The sequence below is a fragment of the Streptomyces sp. NPDC058307 genome (assembly GCF_042880295.1).
In the GTDB taxonomy this organism is placed as follows: domain Bacteria; phylum Actinomycetota; class Actinomycetes; order Streptomycetales; family Streptomycetaceae; genus Streptomyces.
In genome coordinates, this window is sequence record NZ_JBHVYZ010000098.1 from 1 (window position 1) to 22445 (window position 22445).

Annotated in this window: 20 protein-coding genes and 1 pseudogene; 13 read left to right on the forward strand and 8 right to left on the reverse strand. The window is 71.5% G+C overall.

All coding sequences use genetic code 11. The features are described 5' to 3' along the window. Positions 1-215: 215 nt before the first annotated feature. The 9 genes from ACFVYN_RS38820 (at position 216) to ACFVYN_RS38860 (ending at position 11913) form a co-directional block, all read left to right on the forward strand. Positions 216-809 (forward strand): TetR/AcrR family transcriptional regulator, encoded by a 594-nt coding sequence (locus ACFVYN_RS38820; protein WP_390007064.1) that lies wholly within the window; start codon positions 216-218, stop codon positions 807-809. A 135-nt stretch (positions 810-944) separates the two neighbouring features. Then, entirely contained in the window at positions 945-1682 is a 738-nt protein-coding gene (locus ACFVYN_RS38825; protein ID WP_390007065.1) for an NADPH-dependent F420 reductase, read from the forward strand. Between the two features lie 140 nt (positions 1683-1822). Further along, positions 1823-2137, forward strand: coding sequence for a hypothetical protein (locus ACFVYN_RS38830; RefSeq protein ID WP_390007067.1), 315 nt, complete (start codon positions 1823-1825; stop codon positions 2135-2137). 10 nt (positions 2138-2147) lie between these two features. Continuing rightward, positions 2148-3974 (forward strand): gamma-glutamyltransferase family protein, encoded by a 1827-nt coding sequence (locus ACFVYN_RS38835; RefSeq protein ID WP_390007069.1) that lies wholly within the window; start codon positions 2148-2150, stop codon positions 3972-3974. A 142-nt stretch (positions 3975-4116) separates the two neighbouring features. Continuing rightward, positions 4117-4962, forward strand: a complete 846-nt coding sequence (locus tag ACFVYN_RS38840) for an inositol monophosphatase family protein (protein WP_390007071.1) — start codon at positions 4117-4119, stop codon at positions 4960-4962. 124 nt (positions 4963-5086) lie between these two features. Further along, the gene (locus ACFVYN_RS38845; RefSeq protein WP_390007073.1) at positions 5087-6499 is read left to right on the forward strand and encodes a phytoene desaturase family protein; all 1413 of its coding nucleotides are present in this window, start codon (positions 5087-5089) and stop codon (positions 6497-6499) included. A gap of 27 nt (positions 6500-6526) precedes the next feature. Continuing rightward, complete coding sequence (locus ACFVYN_RS38850; RefSeq protein ID WP_390007074.1) at positions 6527-7036, forward strand: O-acetyl-ADP-ribose deacetylase; 510 nt, start codon at positions 6527-6529, stop codon at positions 7034-7036. A gap of 192 nt (positions 7037-7228) precedes the next feature. After that, positions 7229-7816 carry a hypothetical protein gene (locus ACFVYN_RS38855; protein ID WP_390007076.1) on the forward strand — a complete coding sequence of 196 codons (588 nt, stop codon included), beginning with the start codon at positions 7229-7231 and terminating at the stop codon, positions 7814-7816. Positions 7817-8055: 239 nt separating this feature from the next. Further along, positions 8056-11913, forward strand: a complete 3858-nt coding sequence (locus ACFVYN_RS38860; protein WP_390007077.1) for a glycoside hydrolase family 2 TIM barrel-domain containing protein — start codon at positions 8056-8058, stop codon at positions 11911-11913. Between the two features lie 100 nt (positions 11914-12013). Here ACFVYN_RS38860 and ACFVYN_RS38865 read toward each other — a convergent pair whose 3' ends face one another. Further along, on the reverse strand, positions 12014-13147 hold the full coding sequence (locus ACFVYN_RS38865; protein WP_390007090.1) for an MFS transporter: 1134 nt from the start codon (positions 13145-13147) through the stop codon (positions 12014-12016). Between the two features lie 16 nt (positions 13148-13163). Next, positions 13164-13526: a metalloregulator ArsR/SmtB family transcription factor gene (locus ACFVYN_RS38870; protein ID WP_057608409.1), complete on the reverse strand. Its 363-nt coding sequence runs from the start codon at positions 13524-13526 to the stop codon at positions 13164-13166. Positions 13527-14071: 545 nt separating this feature from the next. Between ACFVYN_RS38870 and ACFVYN_RS38875 the strand changes: the two genes are divergently transcribed. Both ACFVYN_RS38875 and ACFVYN_RS38880 read left to right on the forward strand, forming a co-directional pair. Beyond that, positions 14072-15550 carry an AlkA N-terminal domain-containing protein gene (locus ACFVYN_RS38875; protein WP_390007091.1) on the forward strand — a complete coding sequence of 493 codons (1479 nt, stop codon included), beginning with the start codon at positions 14072-14074 and terminating at the stop codon, positions 15548-15550. Positions 15551-15569: 19 nt separating this feature from the next. Continuing rightward, positions 15570-16052, forward strand: coding sequence for a methylated-DNA--[protein]-cysteine S-methyltransferase (locus ACFVYN_RS38880; RefSeq protein ID WP_390007078.1), 483 nt, complete (start codon positions 15570-15572; stop codon positions 16050-16052). Between the two features lie 47 nt (positions 16053-16099). On the opposite strand, the gene ACFVYN_RS38885 is transcribed toward ACFVYN_RS38880, so the two are convergent. From ACFVYN_RS38885 to ACFVYN_RS38895, 3 genes are all read right to left on the reverse strand, one after another. Further along, complete coding sequence (locus ACFVYN_RS38885; protein ID WP_390007080.1) at positions 16100-16603, reverse strand: GNAT family N-acetyltransferase; 504 nt, start codon at positions 16601-16603, stop codon at positions 16100-16102. Between the two features lie 7 nt (positions 16604-16610). Further along, positions 16611-17339, reverse strand: coding sequence for an NAD-dependent deacetylase (locus ACFVYN_RS38890; RefSeq protein ID WP_390007082.1), 729 nt, complete (start codon positions 17337-17339; stop codon positions 16611-16613). Positions 17340-17424: 85 nt separating this feature from the next. After that, the gene (locus ACFVYN_RS38895; protein ID WP_390007083.1) at positions 17425-17919 is read right to left on the reverse strand and encodes an NUDIX domain-containing protein; all 495 of its coding nucleotides are present in this window, start codon (positions 17917-17919) and stop codon (positions 17425-17427) included. Between the two features lie 93 nt (positions 17920-18012). On the opposite strand from ACFVYN_RS38895, the pseudogene ACFVYN_RS38900 reads away from it, so the two are divergent. Together ACFVYN_RS38900 and ACFVYN_RS38905 are read left to right on the forward strand one after the other, a co-directional pair. Continuing rightward, positions 18013-18575: pseudogene (locus ACFVYN_RS38900) on the forward strand (transposase); the annotation flags it as partial. Positions 18576-18792: 217 nt separating this feature from the next. Further along, entirely contained in the window at positions 18793-20208 is a 1416-nt protein-coding gene (locus ACFVYN_RS38905; protein WP_390007084.1) for a serine/threonine-protein kinase, read from the forward strand. 366 nt (positions 20209-20574) lie between these two features. On the opposite strand, the gene ACFVYN_RS38910 is transcribed toward ACFVYN_RS38905, so the two are convergent. From ACFVYN_RS38910 to ACFVYN_RS38920, 3 genes are all read right to left on the reverse strand, one after another. After that, entirely contained in the window at positions 20575-21318 is a 744-nt protein-coding gene (locus tag ACFVYN_RS38910) for an NADPH-dependent F420 reductase (protein WP_390007085.1), read from the reverse strand. A 206-nt stretch (positions 21319-21524) separates the two neighbouring features. Beyond that, complete coding sequence (locus tag ACFVYN_RS38915; protein ID WP_390007087.1) at positions 21525-22118, reverse strand: NADPH-dependent F420 reductase; 594 nt, start codon at positions 22116-22118, stop codon at positions 21525-21527. Continuing rightward, entirely contained in the window at positions 22043-22261 is a 219-nt protein-coding gene (locus tag ACFVYN_RS38920) for an NAD(P)-binding domain-containing protein (protein ID WP_390007089.1), read from the reverse strand. Before ACFVYN_RS38920 ends, ACFVYN_RS38915 begins: the two co-directional genes overlap by 76 nt. Positions 22262-22445: the final 184 nt, after the last annotated feature.

The window sequence follows — 22445 nt, forward strand, 5'->3', positions numbered from 1 at the left end:
TGACCACCCGCCCCGGCACGGACAGCCACAGCAAACTCGAACTGCTCTCCGTCATAGGGCACCAGCAGCTGACCTCCTGACGTCCCCGGCCGCTGTGCGGGCCCCGTGGCCGGACCGCCGGTTTGACCGGATGCCGCCTCCGCTTTACTCTCGAATGCATACGGAGGCAGCATCCGTTTGATGCGGCCGCAGGGCAACGACGGGCAGGAGGGCGCATGAGCGCCGGTGTACAGCGCGAACGCAAGCCCCGCGCGGACGTCCAGCGCAACCGCGCGGCCCTGCTGGCGACCGCGCAGCGTCACTTCCTGCGGCACGGGGTCGGCACCTCCCTCGAGGCGGTGGCCAAGGAGGCGGGTGTCGGGCCCGGCACCCTGTACCGGCACTTCCCCACCCGGGAGGCGCTGCTCGCGGCCGTACTGCAGACCCGCTCCGAGGAGCTCGTGGCCCGCCAGGCGGACATCGAGCAACTCGGCGACCCTGCCGAGGCGCTGGACCAGTGGCTGCGGGCGATGGAGGAGTACTTCAGCGCCTACAGCGGCCTTCCGGAACCGCTCATGGCCGCGGCCCGGGCGCAGGAACCGGACAGCCCGCTCACGATTCCCTGCGACATCCTCATCACCGCCACCGAGCAGTACGTGCGAGCGGCACAGCGCGCGGGACACGTACGCGCGTCGGTGCGGGGATACGACCTGTTCCTCGCGGCCTGCTCCCTTGCCTGGATCAAGGGCAACGGCCCCGACGAGGAATCGCTCGACCGACTTCGCGCACTGGTCGCGAGCGGCTACCGCCAGCGGGACGTCCAGGCGTAGACCGTCCCACGTCCCACGTCCCACGTCCCACGCCCCGAGGCCCGGCAATGCCGAGCCCCGGGTGCCTCGACCACTGACACCTGTCGCCTCGCTCCGCCCTCGCGGGTGGCAGCGTGACCCAACGAAGGACAAATCATGAAAATCACCGTTATAGGAACTGGTGCCATCGGCGGGAATCTCGCGGTCAAGCTCCGCACGGCCGGTCACGACGTCCAGGTCGCCGACGCCCGTGGCCCCGAGGCCGTCCGGGCCGAGGTGCTGGAGGCCGGCTTCCGCGCGGTGGAGCCGGCGGAGTCGGTCCAGGGCCGGGACGTGATCATCCTGGCGATCCCGTTCGGGGTGGCGGGACAGCTGGCGGACCTGTTCGCCTCGGTGCCCGACGAGACGGTGGTCATCGACACCTCGAACTACTACCCGGGCCTCCTCAGCGAGCACATCGAGGCGGTGGACAACGGCCAGGTGGAGAGCGTGTACACCGCCGAACAGCTCGGCCGTCCCGTCGTCAAGGCGTGGAACGCCGCGCTGGCCGAGACCCAGCGCACGCGTGGCGTCCCGGCGGGAACTCCCGGCCGTATCGCCATCCCGGTCGCCGGCGACTCCGAGGAGGCGCGGAAGGTGGCCATGAGCCTGGTGGACGACACGGGCTTCGACCCGTACGACGCGGGCTCCCTGGCCGACTCCTGGCGCCAGCAGCCGATGGGCCCCGCCTACTGCACCGAGCTCACCCTCGACGAGCTCCCCGCCGCCCTGGCCGCGGCCGATCCGGTCAAGGACAGGGCCGTCCGCGACAGCATGCCGGAGCGCATGGCCGCGCTCCCGGCCAACCCCACCGTCGACGACGTCGTCGAGATGAACCGCGCCGCACACCGCTGAGCCACTTCACCGACACCGACACCGACACCGACACGAACACGAAGAGCGCTCCGTGCCCCCACGTCGTGCCCCTGCCGCGTCGCGCCCCGCAGCCCGACCACCGCGGCGGCGACCGAGCGGCACAGAGAGGAAGAAGTGCCTTGACCGGCACCGCACCACCCTTCACCGACATCGCATGCGCGCGACGCTCCCCCCGCCGTTTCCTCACCACCCCCCTGTCGCCTTCGGACATCCGTGGCGTACTGGAGGACGCCCAGACCGCCCCATCGAACAGCAACCAGGTCGTCCCGATCCTGCGGGAACGCGGTCTGTTCCACGACGACCACGAAGGCCCCACCCCGCGCGAGAACTTCGGCGCCCACGAGCAGTACGGCCTCGACCCGCGTCTCACGAAGTCGCCCGCTCAGGACCACCGCCGAGTAATGCCGGAGGCAGGGGCGCGGGGCGGTCGATAGCCTGCACCACATGTTCACCACCCGCCCCACCCTCCAGGGCACCTTCGGCATGGTGTCCTCCACGCACTGGCTGGCCTCGCAGTCGGCGATGGCGGTTCTGGAGGACGGCGGCAACGCGTACGACGCCGCGGTGGCCGGTGCCTTCGTGCTGCACGTCGTCGAGCCGCACCTCAACGGGCCCGCCGGCGAGGTGCCGATCCTCCTCGCACCCGCCGGAGGAGAGGTACGGGTGCTGTGCGGACAGGGCGTCGCACCGGCCGGGGCGACCGTGGCCCACTACAAAGGGCTGGACCTGGATCTCGTCCCCGGCACCGGCCCCCTCGCTGCCGCGGTCCCCGGCGCCTTCGACGCCTGGATGCTGCTGCTCCGCGACCACGGCACCAAGTCCCTCGCCGACGTCCTCAAGTACGCCATCGGGTACGCCGAGGACGGCCACGCGCCCGTGGAGAACGTCGGCGCGACCGTCGAGAGCGTACGGGAACTGTTCGAGACGGAGTGGACCTCGTCGGCGGAGCTGTATCTACCGGACGGACAGGCTCCGCGACCCGGTGCGCTGTTCCGCAACCCCGCCCTCGCCGCCACCTGGAAGCGGCTGATCGGAGAGGTGGCGGGGGCTGGCGACCGGACCGCGCAGATCGAGGCGGCGCGCGAGGTGTGGCGCAGCGGATTCATCGCCGAGGCGCTCGTACGGCAGGCGCGACGCCCCACCATGGACACCAGCGGCGCGCGGCACACCGGCACGCTCACGGCCGCCGATCTCGCCGGGTGGTCCGCGACCTACGAGGCGCCGGCGACGTACGACTGGAACGGCTGGACCCTGTGCAAGGCCGGCCCCTGGAGCCAGGGCCCGGTCCTCCTGCAGCAGCTCGCGCTGCTGCCGCCCGAGCTGCCCCGGTACGGGTCCGCCGAGTACGTCCATCTGCTGGTCGAGGGCTGCAAGCTGGCCATGGCCGACCGGGAGGCCTGGTACGGGGACGCGGCCGAGGTGCCGCTCGGCGAGCTGCTGTCGGCGGAGTACAACGCCGGGCGGCGCGAACTCCTCGGCGACAAGGCCTCGTACGAACTGCGACCGGGGAGTCCCGGCGGGCGCGCCCCGCGGCTCAGCGCACACGCGCGTGTGGTCGTCACCGACGAGCCCGGGTTCAGCCCGATGGGAGTCGGGGAGCCTACGGTCGCGAAGCACCCCGCGTCCCCTGTGCCGGGTGAGCCGGAGACCGGTCCCGACGGCTGCACCCGGGGCGACACCTGCCACCTCGACGTCGTCGACCGCTGGGGCAACATGGTCGCCGCCACGCCCAGCGGTGGATGGCTCCAGTCCAACCCGGTCGTGCCCGAACTGGGTTTCCCGCTCGGCACCCGGCTCCAGATGACCTGGCTGGAGGAGGGCCTGCCGAACTCCCTCACGCCGGGCCGTCGCCCCCGCACCACCCTCACGCCCTCGATCGCCCTGCGCGCCGGGGTGCCCGTCCTGGCCTTCGGCACCCCCGGCGGGGACCAGCAGGACCAGTGGCAGCTCCACTTCTTCCTCGCCGTCGCCCTGCGCTCCGCGGTCCGCGGCGGCCTCGACCTCCAGGGTGCGATCGACGCCCCGAACTGGCACAACGACAGCTTCCCCGGCTCGTTCTATCCCCGCGGGATGCGGCCGGGGAGCGTCACAGTGGAGGCACGCATGGACCCCGGAGTGGTCGAGGGGCTACGGCGGCGGGGTCACGACGTGACGGTGGGGGAGCCGTGGTCGGAGGGACGCCTGTGCGCGGTGGCGCGGGATCCGGCGACGGGCGTGCTGTCGGCGGGGGCCAATCCCCGGGGGATGCAGGGGTACGCGGTGGGGAGGTGACGGGGGCGGCACCGCGTACGACGTCGCGTCGTTCGTCACGAGTTGAGCATCCGCCGACTCCGGATCCCGGAGTTCACGGCGATTCCACGCGGCCTTCGGCAGGCGGGTGGGGATTGTCAGTCCCGCGTGCTCTCATGGAGTCATGATCGAAGACACGGAAACCATCGACGAGTTTCTCGACCGGCACACGGGCGACGTGGAAGAGGCGGTGCGCAAGGCCGCCGAGGCCGAGGTCATGCCGCGCTTCCGGCGGCTCGCCGCGCACGAGGTCGACCAGAAGGCCGGCCCGCACGACCTGGTCACGGACGCCGACCGGCTGGCCGAGCAGTACCTCACCGAGGCGCTCGGCGCCCTCCTGCCCGGCTCCGTCGTGGTCGGCGAGGAGGCGGTCCACGCCGACCCGGCGTCGTACGAGGCGCTGCAGGGCGACACCCCGGTCTGGATAGTCGACCCGGTCGACGGCACCCGGCAGTTCGTGCACGGCGACCCCGGTTTCTGCATGCTGGTCGCGCTCGCGAAGGGCGGTGTGCTGCTCGCCTCCTGGACCTACGCACCGGCCCGGGATCAACTGGCCACGACGATACGCGGGCGGGGCGCGTTCCTCGACGGCGAGCGCCTGCACGCGGGCGCCCCCGAACCGGGCCGCGACCTCCAAGTGGCCACGTCCCACCCGGACTACACGACGGCCGAGCAGAAGCGCGGCCTGCTGGGACTGTGGACGGACGGCGTCGCACCGCGCCGGTGCGGCTCGGCCGGCCTGGAGTATCTCGCCGTCGCCCGGGGTGAGTTGGATGCCGTGGCGTTCTCCTGGGAGGCGGCCTGGGACCACGCGGCGGGCCTGCTGCTGGTCGAGGAGGCGGGCGGCGCCCATCTGACCCTCAGCGGCGAACCGTTCCGCATCAGGGGCGGCAACACCCTCCCCTTCACCGCGGCCCGCGACGCGGCGACGGCCCGGAGGGTGAGGGGGCTGCTGGCGGGCGAGGCCTGACGCGACCGCCCTCCCCGGAACCCGAACCGGACCCGACTGACCCCCGAACCCGGGGACTGTCGGTCCCCCGGCATATCCTGATCCTCTGGCCATCGGCTGACGAAGGGGTCCGAAGGTGCCGTCGATGCTCGATGCGGTCGTAGTGGGTGCGGGGCCGAACGGACTGACGGCTGCCGTGGAGCTGGCCCGCCGCGGCTTCTCCGTGGCCGTCTTCGAGGCGCGCGGCACCATCGGCGGGGGAGCCCGCACCGAGGAGCTCACCCTCCCCGGCTTCCTGCACGACCCGTGCTCCGCGGCCCATCCCCTCGGCATCAACTCCCCGGCGTTCCGCGCCCTGCCCCTGGAGCGCTATGGCCTGGAGTGGCTGCACGCCGACCTGCCCATGGCGCACCCCTTCACCGACGGCACCGCCGCCGTGCTGTCGAGGTCGGTCGCCGAGACGGCCGCCTCGTTCGGGCCCCGCGACGCGGGGACGTACCGACGGCTCGTCGAGCCGTTCCTGCCCACGTGGGACACCTTGGCCCGCGACTTCATGTCCCTGCCCGCGACCGCGCTGCCCCGCGACCCGCTCACCCTGGCCCGCTTCGGTCTCGTCGGCCTGCCCCCGTCGACCTGGCTGATGCGCCGCTTCCGCGACGAGCGCGCCAGGACCCTGTTCGCCGGACTCGTCGCGCATGTCATGGCCCCGCTCGGCGGCCTCGCCACCGGAGCGATCGGCCTGGTCTTCGCCCTCGCGGCACACGCCCGCGGCTGGCCCGTGGCGCGCGGCGGCTCCCAGTCCATCTCCGACGCGCTCGCCGCGTACCTCAAGGACCTCGGCGGGAGCATCCACACCGACTACGAGGTCAAGCGGCTCGACGACCTGCCCCCCGCCCGCGCGTACGTCTTCGACACCTCACCCACCGCCCTGGCCCGCATCGCCGGCTTCGGCACCTACTACGAGGGCTACCGCTACGGGCCGGGCGTCTTCAAGGTCGACTACGCCCTCGACGGCCCCGTGCCGTGGACCGCGAAGGAGGCGCGCGCCGCGGGCACCGTGCAGATCGGCGCCGACAGCGCGGAGATCGGCGCCGCCCTGCGCGCCGCGTCCAGGGAGGGCCGCGCACCCGACAGGCCCTTCATGATCACCGTGCAGCCCAGTGTCGTCGACCCCGGCCGGGCCCCCGCCGGAAAGCACGTCTTCTGGGCCTACGGCCATGTCCCCAGCGGCTGGACCGGCGACCTCACCGACGCCATGGAACGCCAACTGGAGCGCTTCGCCCCGGGGTTCCGCGACCGCGTCCTCGCCCGTGCCACAGCCGGACCGCCCGAACTGGCCGCCCGCAACGCCAACTACGTCGGCGGCGACATCGCCTCCGGCGCGGTCACCGGACTCCAGACCATGCTGCGCCCCAAGCTCTCCCTGTCCCCGTACGGCACCCCGCACCCGGCCGTCTTCATCTGCTCGTCGGCGACCCCGCCGGGCCCGGGAGTGCACGGCATGTCGGGGCACAACGCCGCGAAGGCCGTATGGCGGAAGCTGCGAGAGCAGACCTGAGCGGTGCGGGCTGGAAGAGTGGTGGCCATGACCACCATCACGCTCGTCCAGGGCGACATCACCCGGGAGAGCGCCGACGCCATCGTCAACGCCGCGAACTCGTCCCTCCTCGGCGGGGGAGGAGTCGACGGCGCCATCCACCGCCGCGGCGGCCCCGCGATCCTGGCGGACTGCCGGAAGCTGCGCGCCTCGCACTACGGCAAGGGCCTGGCGACCGGGAAGGCGGTGGCCACCACGGCGGGCGACCTGGACGCGCGCTGGGTGATCCACACCGTCGGCCCCCGCTACAGCCACGAGGAGGACCGCTCGGAGCTGCTGGCCTCCTGCTACCGCGAGTCCCTGCGCGTCGCCGACGAACTGGGCGCCCGGACCGTCGCCTTCCCGGCCGTCTCCGCCGGCATCTACGGCTGGCCGATCGACGACGCCGCCCGGATCGCGGTGGAGACCGTACGGGAGACGGAGACCGCGGTCGAGGAGGTCAGGTTCGTGCTGTTCGACGAGCAGGCGTACCGGGCGTTCGCGGAGCGGGTCGCCTGACGTCGGAGGCGGGCCCGTACCCTGACGGCCGAACGTCCCCGGGGCGCTGAAAACGGGGCAGCATGCGGGGAACGTGCCTGTTCAGCGGCCGTCTTGAAGCGGTGCCCGGCCGGTCGCGGGCCCCGCGAGCGGTTGCGGGGCACCCGGCGGGTTCTCACGGTGGGCCTACGAAGCCCTTCGAAAGGACCCCGCATGCGCCCCCTCGTCTCCCGCGGCCTTCTTCTGCCGTCTCTGGTCTGTGCCGCGCTGGTCCTCGGCCCGGTCGGCACCGCGGCCGCCGCCGTCGACGCGGGCCGCGGTGCGTCGGACCACGGTGTGGCCCGGACCGCGACCGCGTACGGCATCGACGACGCGGACACCCTGACGGAGCGCCTGGACGCACTGGACCGTGCCGGACACGTCCGTGGCCTCAAGCCCCTGCAGCCCCTCCTCGACGCCGTCACGGACCTCACCGCCCTGGACGGCACCCGCCTCGACGCGGGCAAGGCGGACGCCCACGCGAAGGCCGTGAAGGCGGCGAACGCAGAGGTCCGGGAACAGCTGCGGAAGAAGAGCGGCACGGACCGGTCGGTGGCGGCGGCCGACCCGGTCTCCGACCTCCTGGACTCGCTCCAGGCCACGATCGACGACCTGCTCGAGTCGCTGACCTCGCTGGACATCGGCGGTGTGCTGGGCGCGGTCACCGGCCTCCTGGGCAGCGTCGTCGAAGCCGTCACCGGCCTCCTCGGCGGCGGCCTGCCGGCCCTGCCCACCGTGCCCGCCCTGCCCACCACCGGCTGACCCGATACGCAGGCACCACCGCACCACCGCACCCCCGCGTGAGCGCACGCGGGGGTGCTGAGTGTCTCCCTGTCCGCATGCCCCCAGGACCCCACAAAGTCCGACAGAGTCATTGCCTCACACGTCTTCGGGATCTAGGTTGAGTCGCATCCTGTGCCTCAAAGTCACCAATAGTGCACAGGAAATGACGCTCCCTCAGTACGTACACCGCACTGTCGTCCCGAGGAAGGTTCCACCAAATGCCCCACCCGTATCTGCCTGCCCCCATCAGCCGCAGGCGTCTGCTGGAGTCGGGGGCCGCGGTCCTCGGCGCCCTCGCCCTCTCCTCCGGCCCCCTGGCCGGCCGCGGCCACGCGGCGCAGAGCGCCCCGGAGTGGAACGGCGCCATCGACCTCTTCCGGGTGGGCACCCAGCCCCCGCACACCACCCTCATGCCGTACGCCGACGTCGGCCAGGCACTGGCCGCCGACCGCACCCGCTCGCCGTACCGGCTGAACCTGGACGGCACGTGGAAGTTCGCCTACGCCGACCGCCCCGACGACCGCGACCCCGACTTCTACCGCACCGACGTGGACGACAAGGACTGGGACACGATTCCCGTGCCCTCGGTTTGGCAGGTGCATGGCTACGACTTCCCGATCTATGTCAACATCACCTACCCCTGGTGGGGTCCCAACGGTCTCGGTGAGGAGGCGCAGCCGCCCGCCGCCCCGACCCGGTACAACCCCGTCGGCCAGTACAGGCGCACCTTCACCGTCCCGAAGGACTGGTCGGGACGGCGGACCTTCCTGCACTTCGAGGGCGTCAAGTCCGCGCACTACGTGTGGATCAACGGCGCACTCGTCGGCTACCACGAGGACTCCTACACGCCCGCCGAGTACGACATCACCCCGCACCTCAGGCCGGGCACCAACCAGATCGCGGTCGAGGTCTACCGCTACTCGGACGGCGACTGGCTGGAGGACCAGGACATGATCCGGCTGAGCGGCATCTTCCGCTCGGTCTACCTCTACTCCACCCCGGCCGTCCACCTGCGCGACTTCAAGCTGGACACCCCGCTCGGCGACGACTACACCTCCGCCGAACTCTCGGTCACCGCGAGCGTGCGCGACTACGGCGGCGGCAACCAGGGCCGCTACACGGTCGAGACGCAGCTCTACGACTCGGGCGGCCACCCGGTCTGGTCCCGCCCGCTCCAGCAGACCGTCGCCCTCGACGCCGGCGACGAGACGACCGTACAGGCGGCGAAGGCCGTGCCGGCGCCGAAGCTGTGGTCGGCCGAGCACCCGAACCTCTACACCGCCGTCCTGCGGCTGCGCGACCCAGCGGGCAAGGTGATCGAGACGCTCTCGCACCGCGTCGGCCTGCGCGAGTTCGCCCTGAAGGACGGGCTGATGCGCATCAACGGCAGACCCGTCTCCTTCCGTGGCACGAACCGCCACGAGATGCACCCCGACCGGGGCACCGCGCTCACCCGCGCGGACCTCGTGAAGGACATCACGATCATCAAGCGGCTGAACATCAACTCGGTCCGCACCTCGCACTACCCCAACAACCCGCTGTGGCTCGAACTCGCCGACGAGTACGGCCTCTACCTCGTCGGCGAGACCAACCTGGAGACCCACGGCATCCGCGACCAGTACCCCGGCGACCACCCCGACTGGAGCGCGGCCTGTGTGGCGCGCGCCCAGAACATGGTCCACCGCGACAAGAACCACGCCTCGGTGGTCATCTGGTCCCTCGGCAACGAGGCGGGCGGCGGCAGCACCTTCGTGAACATGCGCGACTGGATCAAGTCGTACGACACCACCCGCGTCGTCCAGTACGAGGGTGATGACCGGCCCACCATCAGCGACATCCGCTCGGAGATGTACGAGAGCCCGGCACGCGTGGAGCAGCGCGCCAAGGACACCGCCGACACCCGGCCGTACGTGATGATCGAGTACTGCCACGCGATGGGGAACTCCAACGGCAACTTCAAGAAGTACTGGGACATCGTCCGCCGCTACCCCGTTCTCCAGGGCGGCTGGATCTGGGACTTCGTCGACCAGTCCCTCAGCGAGCCGGTCCCGGTACGCCAGTTGCTGACCGAGAGCGGACCGGGCGCCCTGAAGGGCGAAGTCCTGCCCGCGAGCGCCAGGTTCGACCGCGACAAGGGTGTCTCGGGCGGTACGGTCTTCGCCCGCGACGCCGGTCTCGACCTCACCGGCTCGCTGACCCTGGAGGCCTGGTTCACCCCGAAGGTGACGGGCAGCCATCAGCCGATCATCGCCAAGGGCGACACCCAGTACGCCCTCAAACAGTCCGGCAGGACACTGGAGTTCTTCATCTTCGGCGGCGGCCAGTGGATCACCGCCACCTGGGCGCTCCCGGACGACTGGACGGGCCGGGAACACCACGTCGCCGGTGTCTTCGACGCGGCCGCGGGCACGCTGACCCTCCATGTGGACGGCCAGGTCAGGGCGGTCAGGAGCACCACACAGCGGCCCAGCAGCAACACCGCGCCCCTCGCGCTGGCCGTCGATGTCGACAACCCCACCAGGGAGTTCAGCGGCACCATCAGGAAGGCGCGGGTGTATGCCCGTGCCCTGACCGCCGCCGAACTGGGCTCCGGCAGCCGGGGCCCCGGCGACGAGGGTGTGCGGTTCTGGTTCGACGCGGCGACCGTGGGGCTCACCGAGAAGCGGCCCGCCCAGAAGACCTTCTTCGCCTTCGGCGGTGACTGGGGCGACAACCCCAACGACGGCGCCTTCGTCGCGGACGGCATCGTCACCGCCGACCGCGGCCACACGGGCAAGGCCGCAGAGGTCAAGCAGATCTACCAGGCAGTCAACGCGTCCTGGGCCACGGACGGCTCGGTGACCTTGGTCAACGAGTACCTGTTCACCAACCTCCGCGAATTCGACGGTAGTTGGGCCCTCTCTGCCGACGGCAAGGTGGTGCAGCGCGGGAAGCTGGCACGGGACCAGATGAACCTGGCACCGCTGTCGAGCAAGAACATCACCGTCCCGTACAAGCTCCCGAGCACGCCCACCCCCGGCACCGAGTACTTCCTCCAACTCTCCTTCACCACCCGGGAGTCCACCCCCTGGGCGAGGGCCGGCTTCGAGGTGGCCAAGCAGCAGCTCCCCGTCGACGCGGACAGCCCGGCGGTGACGCCGGTACCGCTCGCGAAGGTCCCGGCACTGACGTACCAGGACGCCTCCGGCCAAGTCGCCGTCCACGGCAAGGACTTCTCCGTCACCGTCGACAAGGGCAGCGGGACCATCACGTCCTACAAGGCCCACGGCACCCGCCTGATCACCGCCGGACCCGTGCCCAACTTCTGGCGGGCGCCCACCGACAACGACCACGGCAACGGGCAGCACACCCGCAACCAGACCTGGCGCGACGCGGGTGCGCACCGCAAGGTCACCGACGTGAGCGTGCGGGCGCTGCGGGACCGGGCCGTCGAGATCAAGGTGAGCGGCACCCTGCCGACGACGACCGAGTCGGCGTACACCACGACCTACACCGTCTTCGGCAACGGCGAGATCAAGGTCGACAACACCCTGCACCCCGGGGCGAGTTCGCTGCCGTACATCCCCGAGGTCGGCACGATCCTGTTCCTGCCGCGCCACCTGGACCGGCTGCACTACTACGGTCGCGGCCCCGAGGAGAACCACTGGGACCGCAACGACGGTACCGACGTGGGCCTTTACTCCGGGACCGTCGCCGAGCAGTGGACCTCCTACATACGCCCGCAGGAGAACGGCAACAAGACCGACGTCCGCTGGGCGGCGCTGACCGGCCGTGACGGCGTGGGCCTGCTGGTCTCCGGTGAGCCCCTTCTGGAGGTCAACGCCTCGCACTTCACGCCCGAGGACCTGTCCAACGGGGTGCGCCACGACTACCAGCTCACCCCGCGAGACGCGGTCGTCCTGCGGGTGAACCACCGGCAGATGGGCGTCGGCGGCGACAACAGCTGGGGCGCGCACACCCACGACGAGTACAAGCTGTTCGCCGACCGGGACTACGCGTACACGTATCGGCTGCGGCCCCTGACGGACGTGGGCCGGGCGACGGCGGCCTCACGACGGCCGACGGACACGGCCTGAGCAGTGCGCCGGATGTGCGGGGCCAGGCCGTCGGGCACCTGACGGCCTCGTCGTGGCCGGTCGCACAGATCCCCGCGCCCCTTCGGGCGCGGGGATCGTCTCACCCGCGCCTGCGGAGGAGCCCTACGGCCAGCGCCGGCCCGCACGCCAGCAGCACCGCCAGTACCCCGTAGCCATACGTCAGGGTCGTCGCCGCGGCCACTGCCGCGACCAGCAAGGGCCCGCCCGCGTCCCCGAGTTCCCGCCCGAGCTCTGCCGCCCCCATCGTCTGCCCCAGCCGTTCCGGCGGGGTCGACGCCGCGAGCGCCGCGAACCCGAGCGGGGTGATCAGCCCCGTCCCCACGCCGATCAGTGCGGCACCCAGCAGCACGCCCGCGAGCCCCGGCAGCATCGCGCAGCCCAGACCGGCCGCCGCCAGCAGCAACCCGGCGCTCACCCCTCCCCGTCCCGTGATCCGGCCCGCGTCCAACGCCCGCCCGGCGCGCGGCTGCACGACCGCCGCGCAGGCCGCCAGCACCGACACCGCGGCACCCGTCGCCACCGTGCCGAGCCCCGCCACCGCCCCCGACAAGGGCAGGAAGCCCACCCCCACCGAGAGCGCGGCAGTCGCCCCCGCGAGCGCGGCCGTCGGGACCAGGAACACCGGGTCGGCCAGCCGCCGCGCCAGATCGAGGACCGTCTGCCGAGCCCGGGGGAGGGGCGGTACGGCCGGTACGGCGATCAGCGCCCACACCGCCACGGCCGCACCCAGCACCGCCAGCACCGTGAACAGCAGCCGCAGCCCGCCCGCCCACACCAGGACCCCGCCGAGCAGTGGGCCCAGGGTGTAGCCGACGGACTTGTGGAAGCCGTAACTCCCGAAGGCCCGCCCCTGTTTGGCAGCCGGATTCAGCCGGGAGACCAGCGCGGACGCGGCGGGGGAGAAGGCGGAGGCCGCCGCACCCTGCCCCAGCCGCGCGGCCCACAGCCACCCGGGGCTGTCGGCGAGGGCGTAGAGCGCGGACGCGACGGCGAAGGCCACCAGTCCGCCCAGGAGCACGGGGCGCGCCCCGATCCGGTCGGCGACCGTGCCGAACACCGGCTTCAGCACGACCTCGGCACCGTCGTACAGGGCGAGCAGACCGCCCAGCACAAGCAGCGAGGTGACCGCGTCCGCCGAGTTCGCGCCGAGGTTCGCGGCGATGCCGTGCGCGCCGAAGGCCGTGGTGAACCCGGCCGCGTACAACGGCCACATCACGCGCCGGGGCGGCTCACTCGGTGGCGTCACTGAGTCCCAGCCTCAGGTGTTCCACGTGGTACACGGCCTGGTCGAGCAGCTCGGCCACATGGTGGTCGTGCAGCGCGTACACCACCGACCGGCCCCGGCGCTCGCCCACGACCAGGCCCAGATTGCGCAGCAGCCGCAACTGGTGCGAGCAGGCCGACTGCTCCATGCCCACCTCGGCGGCCAACTCCGTCGCCGGCAGCGGCCCTTCGCGCAGCCGCGCGAGGATCAGCAGGCGGGAGGGGGTGGAGAGGGCCTGGAGGGTGGTGGCCACCTTGGCCACGTTCGCCGCGTCCAGACGTACCCGCTCGGCGGTTTCCTGCGCGGTGGTGACGGCTCCATGACCCATGGGCGGTATCTTACCCACCACTCATGAACAGATGAACGACTCTTCATCTAAGCCGGTAAGGTGTTTCGGGTGTCCACGACTCTCGCCCCTTGGGTCGGGCGGACGGGCGGACGGGCGGCCCGGTGACCGAGAGTGTGGATGCCGGTGCCGGTGCCGGTGCCGGTGCCGGTGAGACCGGGGTCGTGCATGCGGACCCGCCTCGCGCGGCCGTCCCCGGCACCGAGGACGGCGACACCGTCGTCCTGCTCCCCGGCGACAACGCGCGAGCCGCCGACAAGGTCGCCGAGGCCACCGGCACGGTGGACGTCCGCAGCGACCTGCTGCCCGAGGGCAGGGTGGACGCCTGGCGATCGCCGGTGTCTTCATCACCGGGCTCGTCCTGCGGGACCTCCTCGGCCACCTCCCACTGCCGCTCGGCGTCGCCGGGGAGCGCGAGTCCGCTTGGCGACCGGGGCAGGCCCCGTCCCAGGGCACGCGAGGTTGATGTCGGATTCTCGCCAGCCCGGATGGGGCAGGTGGTCGATGCTGGACGCATGCAGACGGGGATGTACGCCGAGACCGAGCGCTGTGTGCGCGCCGTGCAGTCCAAGGACGCGCGGTTCGACGGATGGTTCTTCACGGCAGTCGTGACGACCCGCATCTACTGCCGGCCGAGTTGTCCGGTCGTCCCGCCCAAGCCCGAGAACATGACCTTCTACCCGAGCGCGGCCGCCTGCCAGCAGGCGGGCTTCCGTGCCTGCAAGCGGTGCCGGCCCGACACCAGCCCGGGCTCCCCGGAGTGGAACCAGCGCGCCGACCTCGTGGCCCGCGCGATGCGGCTGATCGCCGACGGCGTCGTCGACCGCGAGGGCGTGCCAGGGCTCGCCGCCCGCCTCGGCTACAGCACCCGGCAGATCGAACGCCAACTGCTCGCCGAACTCGGCGCCGGCCCCCTTGCCCTCGCGCGCGCCCAGCGCGCCCAGACGGCGAGGATCCTCATCGAGACGACCGCGCTCCCGATGGCGGACATCGCCTTCGCGGCCGGCTTCTCCGCGATCCGCACCTTCAACGACACCGTCCGCGAGGTCTTCGCGCTCGCGCCGAGCGAGCTGCGCACGCGCGCCGCGAAGAGGTCCACGCCGGACACGCCGGACACCCCCGGCTTCCTCTCCCTGCGCCTGCCGTTCCGCGCCCCCCTCAACCCCGACAGCCTGTTCGGTCACCTCGCGGCCACCGCCGTCCCGGGCGTGGAGGAGTGGCGGGACGGCGCGTACCGGCGCACGCTGCGACTGCCGTACGGACACGGCGTCGTGGCCCTCACGCCCCAACCCGACCACATCGCCTGCCGGTTGACGCTCAGCGACCTGCGCGACCTGACCGTCGCCATCAGCCGCTGCCGCCGGATGCTCGACCTGGACGCCGACCCGGTCGCGATCGACGACCAGTTGCGCAGGGACCCGCTCCTCGCGCCCCTGGTGGACAAGGCGCCCGGCCGACGCGTCCCGCGCACGGTCGACGAGGCGGAGTTCGCGGTACGGGCCGTGCTGGGCCAGCAGGTCTCCACCGCGGCGGCCCGCACTCACGCCGCCCGCCTGGTCACGACCCACGGCGAACCGGTCGACGACCCCGAGGGCGGCCTGACCCACCTCTTCCCGTCCCCCGAGGCACTGGCCGCCCTCGACCCCGCCACGCTCGCGCTGCCCCGCACCCGCCGTACGACCTTCACCACCCTGGTCAAGCAACTGGCAGACAATTCCCTCCAGTTGGGCGTCGAGAGCGACTGGTCGGAGACCCGTGTCCGTCTTCTCTCGCTGCCGGGCTTCGGCCCGTGGACGGTCGACGTCATCGCCATGCGCGCCCTCGGCGACCCGGACGCCTTCCTCCCGACCGACCTCGGAATCCGCCGCGCGGCCCAGGAGTTGGGCCTGCCCTCGACCCCGGCCGCGCTGACGGCCCGTGCGGCGGCCTGGCGGCCCTGGCGGGCCTACGCGGTCCAGTACCTGTGGGCGACCGACAGTCACCCGATCAATTTCCTTCCCGTCTAATCCCGTCCAAGGACCTTCAGTGAAACAGCACACCATGATCGACAGCCCCTACGGCCCCCTGACTCTCGTCGCCGACGACGGCGTCCTGTGCGGCCTCTACATGACCGACCAGCGCCACCGCCCGCCGGAGGAGACCTTCGGCACGCCGGACGAGGGGTGGTCCAAGGAGGCCGAGGACCAGCTGAAGGCCTACTTCGAGGGCGAGTTGACGGAGTTCACCCTGGAACTTCGCCTGCTCGGAACCCCGTTCCAGCGCACGGTCTGGGAACAACTCCGCCGGATCCCGCACGGCGAGACCCGCACCTACGGCGAACTCGCCGACGCCCTCGGCAACCCCAAGGCCTCCCGCGCGGTCGGCCTCGCCAACGGCAGGAACCCGATCGGCATCATCGTCCCCTGCCACCGCGTGGTCGGCGCCGACGGCAGCCTCACGGGGTACGGCGGCGGACTGGAACGCAAGCAGCGGCTGCTGGACTTCGAACGGGGAGCGGCACTGTTCTGACCGGTATCCGGTGATCATCCGGGACCGGTCGGGGTGCCGAGGGCCCCTCAGCCCCGCAGGCCCCGCAGGTCCCGTCGGTACCGGATGCCGGCCTTGCCGCCGAGGTCGGCCGGGTCCGCCGGGCCGACCGGAAGGAAGCCCGCCTTGGCCAGCACCCTCTGGGACGCGGTGTTCTCGTGGCTGGTGGCCGCGCACAGGGTGTTCAGCCCGTACCGGGTCGCCGCGAGACGGCACAGCTCGCGGACGGTCGCCGTCGCCACCCCGCGGCCGGTGGCGTGCCGCGCGACCCGGTAGCCGAGGTCCGCGGTGCCGTTCTCGATGTCGACGAGGTTGAACCTGCCGAGGACCGAACCGTCCTCGGCGACGAGCACATGGAAGACGCAGATACCGGCCTCCTGCTCGGCCAGCAAGGCGTTGAACCGGTCGGTGAACCGTTCGAAGAAGTCGTCGCCACGGTCGGAGACGAACGTGGCGAAGTACTCCCGGTCCGCCGACTCGAAGGCCAGGACCGCCGGGGCGTGTTCCGCACGCAGCCGCAGGAGCTCGGGCACCGGGGCCTCAGTCCGCGCTCAGGCCGCGGAGCAGCCCGGGCAGCGCCGTGCCGATCGGCTCCCGGATCACCTCGTCGGCGCGGTCGTCGTACGGCGTCGGCTCGGCGTTGACGACGACGAGACGGGCGCCGTGGTCGGCGGCGACACCCGCGAGGCCCGCCGCCGGCTGGACCTGGAGGCTGCTGCCGACGGCGACGAAGATCTGACACGCCTTGGCGATGGTCGCCGCCTGGCCGAGCACGACGGGGTCGAGACGCTCGCCGAACATCACGGTCGCCGACTTCAGAATCCCCCCGCACTCCAGGCACGGGGGGTCCGCCTCACCGGCCTCGACCCGGGCGAGCGCGTCCTCCATCGGACCGCGGGCGTGGCACTTCGTGCAGACCACCTGCCGTGCGGTCCCGTGCAGTTCGAGGACCTTGCGGGCGGGCATCCCGGCGAGCTGGTGCAGCCCGTCCACGTTCTGCGTGATCACCCGCACCGGCACCCCGGACTTCTCCAGTTCGGCCACCGCCACGTGCGCCGCGTTGGGCTCCGCCTTCAGAGCGTGGTTCGCCCGCCGCATCTGCCACGAGCGGCGGCGGATCTCCGCATCGCCCATGTAGTACTCGTACGTCACGAGCTTCTCGGCCTCGGGATCCTTGCGCCACAGCCCGTTCGGGCCGCGGTAGTCGGGGATCCCCGAGTCGGTCGAGATACCGGCGCCGCTGAGAAGCGCGACGAGGGGCTTGGTCATGATGCCGAGGGTAGGACGGGTGATCCGGGTGCGGCGAGTGGATATCCACCGGCGCGAGCAACCTGAACACCGACAGGGTGCTGGATCAGCCCACCCGGTGCCCGTTCTCCAGCTCCACCGTCCCCGACCCTTCCGCCAGCACGTCCAGCGCGGCCAGGACCCGGCGGCCGAGCCCGTCGGGCAGATACTCGGCCAGCTCCCCGTGCGGTACGAGCCGCCACGACAGCAGCTCCTCCTCCTGGAGGCGGATCGCCTTGAGGTCGTCCTCGCCGAGGACACCGCCGTCGTAGAGGTACGCCACCAGCGGCGGCCAGGGCTGCCGGTACACCCAGTCCACGGCGAGCAGCCGGCCGAGGTCGCGGTCGAGCCCGATCTCCTCGAGCGTTTCGCGACGCGCGCCCTGGCGCGGGGTCTCACCTTCGTCGGACTCGATCGTGCCGCCCGGGAGCGCCCAGCCCTCACGGTAGTTGGGCTCGACGAGCAGGACCTGGCCCGAGGCGTCACGGAAGAGAGCGGCGGCACCGGCGAGGATCCGGGGAAGACCGGCGATGTACGTGGCGAAGTCAGGAGTGGTGGTCATCCTCGAAGGGTAACGAGCATCGGCGGCCGCCTTCGCCGGCTCAGCGGGTGGCGGCCTCCAGCCCGCCAAGCGCACCGTCCGCTCCGCCAGTTCATCGTCGAAGGGACGGTGATCCGCCTGGACATCCACTACTTGCCCAGCGGAGCAGCACCGAAGCCGGTCTGGCTGTGGTGGTCAGGCACCGACGCCACTGCGGCGGACGCCGACCGGCTGTGGCAGGCATACCTGCGACCTTCGACATCGAGCACACCTTTTCGCCTCTTCAAACAGACCCCCGGCTGGACCTCACCGAAGATCCGCACCCCCGAAGCAGCCGACCGATGGACCTGGCTGATCCTCGCCGCCTACACCCAACTGCGGCTCGCCCGACCGCTGGCGGCCGACCGGTTCGCCCCTGGGAAAGACCAACGACGCCGGACAAACTCACCCCCGCCCGAGTCCGCCGCGACTTCCGGCACCCCCGCCCAAAGGCCAACTGTCCGGCCCAAGCACCGGAACCCACCCGCCCTGGCCTCGGACGACCCCCAGGCCGAAAGAACACCCGACCCACCCCACGCCACGACGTTCACCAGCCCCGCAAAACACCGGCGGCGAAACAACGAACGAAGAAGTCGACCACCCCAGGACCACGCCGCACAGGTCAAAGATCGAGCTAGTGTCGGCCGAGTGCAAGGCACCAGCCTCAACCATGCCCGGGACCCCTTCCATCCCCTTCCCGTGCCAGAGGTTTTCGAGGCGGCCTTTCAGTCGGCTGACGCATCCGCCCTGCTGACCGCTGAATCGGCGGGGATGAGGACAGCCATGGCGGGTACACACGACGGAGCTTTGTAGAGGTCCGCGTCCAGTTCGCGGCGCAGCACCGGGAGATCACACATGAAGGCTCGCCGATCAGCCTTCCCGACGGCACTTCGCACGCCCGCCGAGGTCATAGCCGATCGGTACCGGTTGGGAGGCAAGCTCGGTTCCGGTGGCGCCGCCGACGTGTACCAGGGGGTCGATCTCCGCCTCAAGCGTCCGGTGGCCGTCAAGATCTTCCGGCCCGACGCCGACCCGGCGCTGGAGGGGCGCTTCGCGGACGAGGCCGTCCTGCTGGCGAGTCTGCGGCACCCGGGGCTGGTCACTCTCCACGACGCGGGGCGGTATGAGGACCGCCCGTATCTCGTCATGGAGTTGGTCAAGGGCCCCACCCTGGCCCAGCGCATCTCGTCAGGGGTCATGGAACCTGCGCGTGTGGCCCGGCTCGGCACCGCCCTCGCAGGTGCTCTCGCTCATGTGCACGCGGCCGGCATCGTGCACCGCGACGTCAAACCGTCGAACGTCCTGCTGGACACCACGGACTCTCCGCACCTGGCCGACTTCGGCATCTCACGGATGATGGACGCCACCCGGCACACGGCATCCGGTGCGCTCCTCGGCACCGCCGCCTACCTGGCACCGGAGCAGGTGCTGGGTAAGGCCGTGGGACCAGCCGCCGACATCTACGCGCTCGGCCTGGTCCTGCTGGAGTGCTTGAAGAGTGAACTCGAATACGGCGGCACTCCCCTTGAAGCCGCTGTGGCTCGCCTGCACCGCCCGCCCGTGGTTCCGGGCTCGGTGCCTCCGCGGCTGGCCGAGCTCCTGCTTTCCATGACAGCTCTTGAGGACACGGCACGGCCTGACGCCCGGCAGTGCGCCGAGGCACTCTCCGCCCTGTCCGCTGAGGGCCTGATGCCAACCGCGGCGAACACCGTCGGCCCCGACGGCGCCGACAGCGGCAGGGACTCGAACCGCAGGGCAGGCACGCCCACCGAGGAAGGTCCCGCACCCACCGCGGCCGGGCCGAGCGTCCGGCACCAGCTCTCGAGGCCGCTCCGCACCCGTCGCCCCCTCCTGGTCACCGGTGCGGCCGTGCTCACGGCGCTCCTCGGCACCACCCTGGCCGTCTCGCTGGACGGTGCGGAAAACAGCGCCGACCGGTCCGCGCCGGGCTCGGTCGAATCCACTCCCCTGCAGCGGCCCTCCCCCACGACCTCTGCGGAGAGCCCGCAGAAAGCAACCAGGCGGTCGGCCGCATCCACGGCCGCGCCCTCATCGGAGGCTCCTCGTCCCTCGACGTCGGCAGCTTCCCACCGGCAGGCCCGTACGCTGTCGAGCCATCCGATGACCGGCTCGGGCCCGGGGACGTCAGCGGATGGCAAGGACGCGCTGAGCGGCCGGCCCCGCACGGGCGCCGCTCGAGCCAATGACAAGAAGGTGTCCAAGAAAGCGACAAAGTCGAAAGGCCAGCCCGCGGGGAAGAAGCACCCCTGATGGTTCAGTTCGTGCGCCGCGGCCGGGGTCAGTTGCTGAGGGCATGGCGAAGCGCAGGACGCGCACCGGGGGCGAGGACTCCCAGGCTCCCTTGCGCCCGCCGCGCTGTGCACCCCGAAGTGGGCGAGCGCCCGGAGCTGGACGAGTTCGGTTTGGCGCGGGCATCGCACTGCCTTCTCTTGGGTGGTCAGTTGCAGTCAGTGGCCCGCGCGTCGGTGACCTTCTGGCGCATGCCGGTCGGCCTGCCGGACCGTCGGCAGCAAGGAGTCGTGGGCGAGTGCCGGGGCAGGGACCCGGTGCCTACACAATGCGACGAACTGTTCGACTTCGACGACGACGGGTCACCGCGTCAGCCCCCGTCCCTGCTCACATGCACATTGCGCGGTTCAGGCGGACAAGGTATTCCGCGTCTGGTTGCACGCCGACCCCGAAGCGTTCCTGGATCACGGCGAACCCGAGGTCGCGCCGCTTCGGTGATCGCGTCGCGTCGGCCGTCGCCAGTGCGTCCGGCAGCTCCTGACGGGTGAGATCCGTGCAGTAGGCGGGCGTGCCGGGCTGCTGCCGCCAGGATTCCGCGAGCGGCCCCGCATCAAAGGCGTCGAACCCGGTGTCCTCAACGAGTGCCATTGCCAGGTCACGTTCTCGAGGGCTGTCGGCCGCGACGGGGAGCGAGATGCGGTCCGCGCTTCCGGCCGGCTTGTTCCTGTGCGCGAACGACTCGGCTCCGATCGAGTTCCACGCCTTGACGATGGGCCGGCCCAGCTGCCGGGCAGCCCACACGCTCTCGGCCTGGCCGGCCTCGATCGCCCCGATTCCGTTGTCCCGATGCGGGATGTAGTTCGACGTGTCGATGACAACCGTGTCAGCCGGCATGTTGGCTATCAGTGGCGCGACCTGCGGAATGCGGTCGAAGGGGATGGAGAGGATCACGGCGTCGACGTCCACTACGGCTTCCGCCGCGGTCACCGCGCGTCCGCCCGAGGCCAGCACGTCCGCCTCGATCGTCTCCGGGCCGCGCGAATTGGCGACCTTCACCTCGTGCCCTGCCGCGCTCAACCGCCTGGTCAGCGTCTTGCCGATGTTCCCGGTGCCGAGAATGCCGATCTTCATGGTGAAACTCCTTGTCCGGAAAGGAACCCCGGTTTCGATGACCGGAGTTCTTGGAGCTGCGGTCCGGCCGCGGACGCGGTGGTGCGGGTGAGTAATGGCGGCCTTGCCGAAGTGAGCGCCGTTCTTCGTGTTCGTCGTGTGTGTTCGCGGCGCGCCGGTGTTGCCGCTCTCGTGTCGTTGCGTGGACGAGAGCGGCGTCGGGTGTCTCAGCGGTGGGCGGCGCGGTTCATCTCGACGACGTCGTCGACGGTGGGGTTGGCGCCGAGGGCGGCGATGCGTTCCGGGAGGCTGTCGCGGATGGCGGCGTCCTTGGCGCGGTCGGCCGTGGCCAGGGCCGCGGGCAGCTCGTCGAGGGTCAGTTCGGTGCAGTAGGCGGGGCTATTGGGGTGCTGGCGCCAGGAGTCGGCCAGGGTGCCTGCGTCGTAGGGGTCGAAGCCGGTGTCGTCCACGAGCTGCATGGCCACGCGCCGCGCCTCCTCGCTGTCACCGGCGACGGGGATGGCGAGGCGGCCGGGTGTTCCGGCCGGAACGCCCTTGGCCCGCTGGGTCTCTGCCAGGGCGGCGTTCCATGCCTTGACCACGGGGCGGCCGAGCAGTTCGGCGGTGTGCACGCTCTCCACCTGGCCGTTGTCGACCGCCTCGATCGGCTCGCTGAGCATGCCGGGGTAGTAGTTCGCGGTGTCGATGACCACCGTCTCGTCAGGCACCGACGCGAACAGGTCCGTCAGCTGGCCTGCCACGCCGAACGGGATCGACAGGACGATGACATCCCGGCCCTGGACGGCGTCGGCAAGGTCCACCGCGCGAGCCCCGGACTCAGCACCTCCGCTCGGACGGCCTCGGGGCCGCGGGCGTCGGCGACCTGGACGTCGTGACCGGCCGTGCTGAGCTTGGCGGCAAGGTTCCCGCCGATGGCACCGGCGCCTATGACATTAATTTTCATGATTTGTCCCTTGAGAGGTTGTGCCGCCCCTGAGGGCAGCGCGAGGTGATGGCCGTGCGGTGGTGCCGCCTGGCGTTGCGGGGGCGGGGGCGGGGGCGGGGTGGGGCGCCTGGCGGGTCTACGCCTGGGCGTCCCGCTGGCGGTAGCCGCTCGCGACCAGTGCGCGAAGTCGGTCGAGCGATTC

What these genes read in the sequence shown, in the direction of transcription:
- ACFVYN_RS38875 (WP_390007091.1), top strand. Translation starts at nt 14,072, where the DNA reads ATGTACGCCGAGACCGAGCGCTGTGTGCGCGCCGTGCAGTCCAAGGAC.
- ACFVYN_RS38820 (WP_390007064.1), top strand. Translation starts at nt 216, where the DNA reads ATGAGCGCCGGTGTACAGCGCGAACGCAAGCCCCGCGCGGACGTCCAG.
- ACFVYN_RS38835 (WP_390007069.1), top strand. Translation starts at nt 2,148, where the DNA reads ATGTTCACCACCCGCCCCACCCTCCAGGGCACCTTCGGCATGGTGTCC.
- ACFVYN_RS38910 (WP_390007085.1), bottom strand. Translation starts at nt 21,318, where the DNA reads ATGAAGATCGGCATTCTCGGCACCGGGAACATCGGCAAGACGCTGACC.
- ACFVYN_RS38840 (WP_390007071.1), top strand. Translation starts at nt 4,117, where the DNA reads ATGATCGAAGACACGGAAACCATCGACGAGTTTCTCGACCGGCACACG.
- ACFVYN_RS38920 (WP_390007089.1), bottom strand. Translation starts at nt 22,261, where the DNA reads ATGAAAATTAATGTCATAGGCGCCGGTGCCATCGGCGGGAACCTTGCC.
- ACFVYN_RS38905 (WP_390007084.1), top strand. Translation starts at nt 18,793, where the DNA reads ATGAAGGCTCGCCGATCAGCCTTCCCGACGGCACTTCGCACGCCCGCC.
- ACFVYN_RS38895 (WP_390007083.1), bottom strand. Translation starts at nt 17,919, where the DNA reads ATGACCACCACTCCTGACTTCGCCACGTACATCGCCGGTCTTCCCCGG.
- ACFVYN_RS38870 (WP_057608409.1), bottom strand. Translation starts at nt 13,526, where the DNA reads ATGGGTCATGGAGCCGTCACCACCGCGCAGGAAACCGCCGAGCGGGTA.
- ACFVYN_RS38825 (WP_390007065.1), top strand. Translation starts at nt 945, where the DNA reads ATGAAAATCACCGTTATAGGAACTGGTGCCATCGGCGGGAATCTCGCG.
- ACFVYN_RS38845 (WP_390007073.1), top strand. Translation starts at nt 5,087, where the DNA reads ATGCTCGATGCGGTCGTAGTGGGTGCGGGGCCGAACGGACTGACGGCT.
- ACFVYN_RS38860 (WP_390007077.1), top strand. Translation starts at nt 8,056, where the DNA reads ATGCCCCACCCGTATCTGCCTGCCCCCATCAGCCGCAGGCGTCTGCTG.
- ACFVYN_RS38850 (WP_390007074.1), top strand. Translation starts at nt 6,527, where the DNA reads ATGACCACCATCACGCTCGTCCAGGGCGACATCACCCGGGAGAGCGCC.
- ACFVYN_RS38855 (WP_390007076.1), top strand. Translation starts at nt 7,229, where the DNA reads ATGCGCCCCCTCGTCTCCCGCGGCCTTCTTCTGCCGTCTCTGGTCTGT.
- ACFVYN_RS38890 (WP_390007082.1), bottom strand. Translation starts at nt 17,339, where the DNA reads ATGACCAAGCCCCTCGTCGCGCTTCTCAGCGGCGCCGGTATCTCGACC.
- ACFVYN_RS38865 (WP_390007090.1), bottom strand. Translation starts at nt 13,147, where the DNA reads ATGTGGCCGTTGTACGCGGCCGGGTTCACCACGGCCTTCGGCGCGCAC.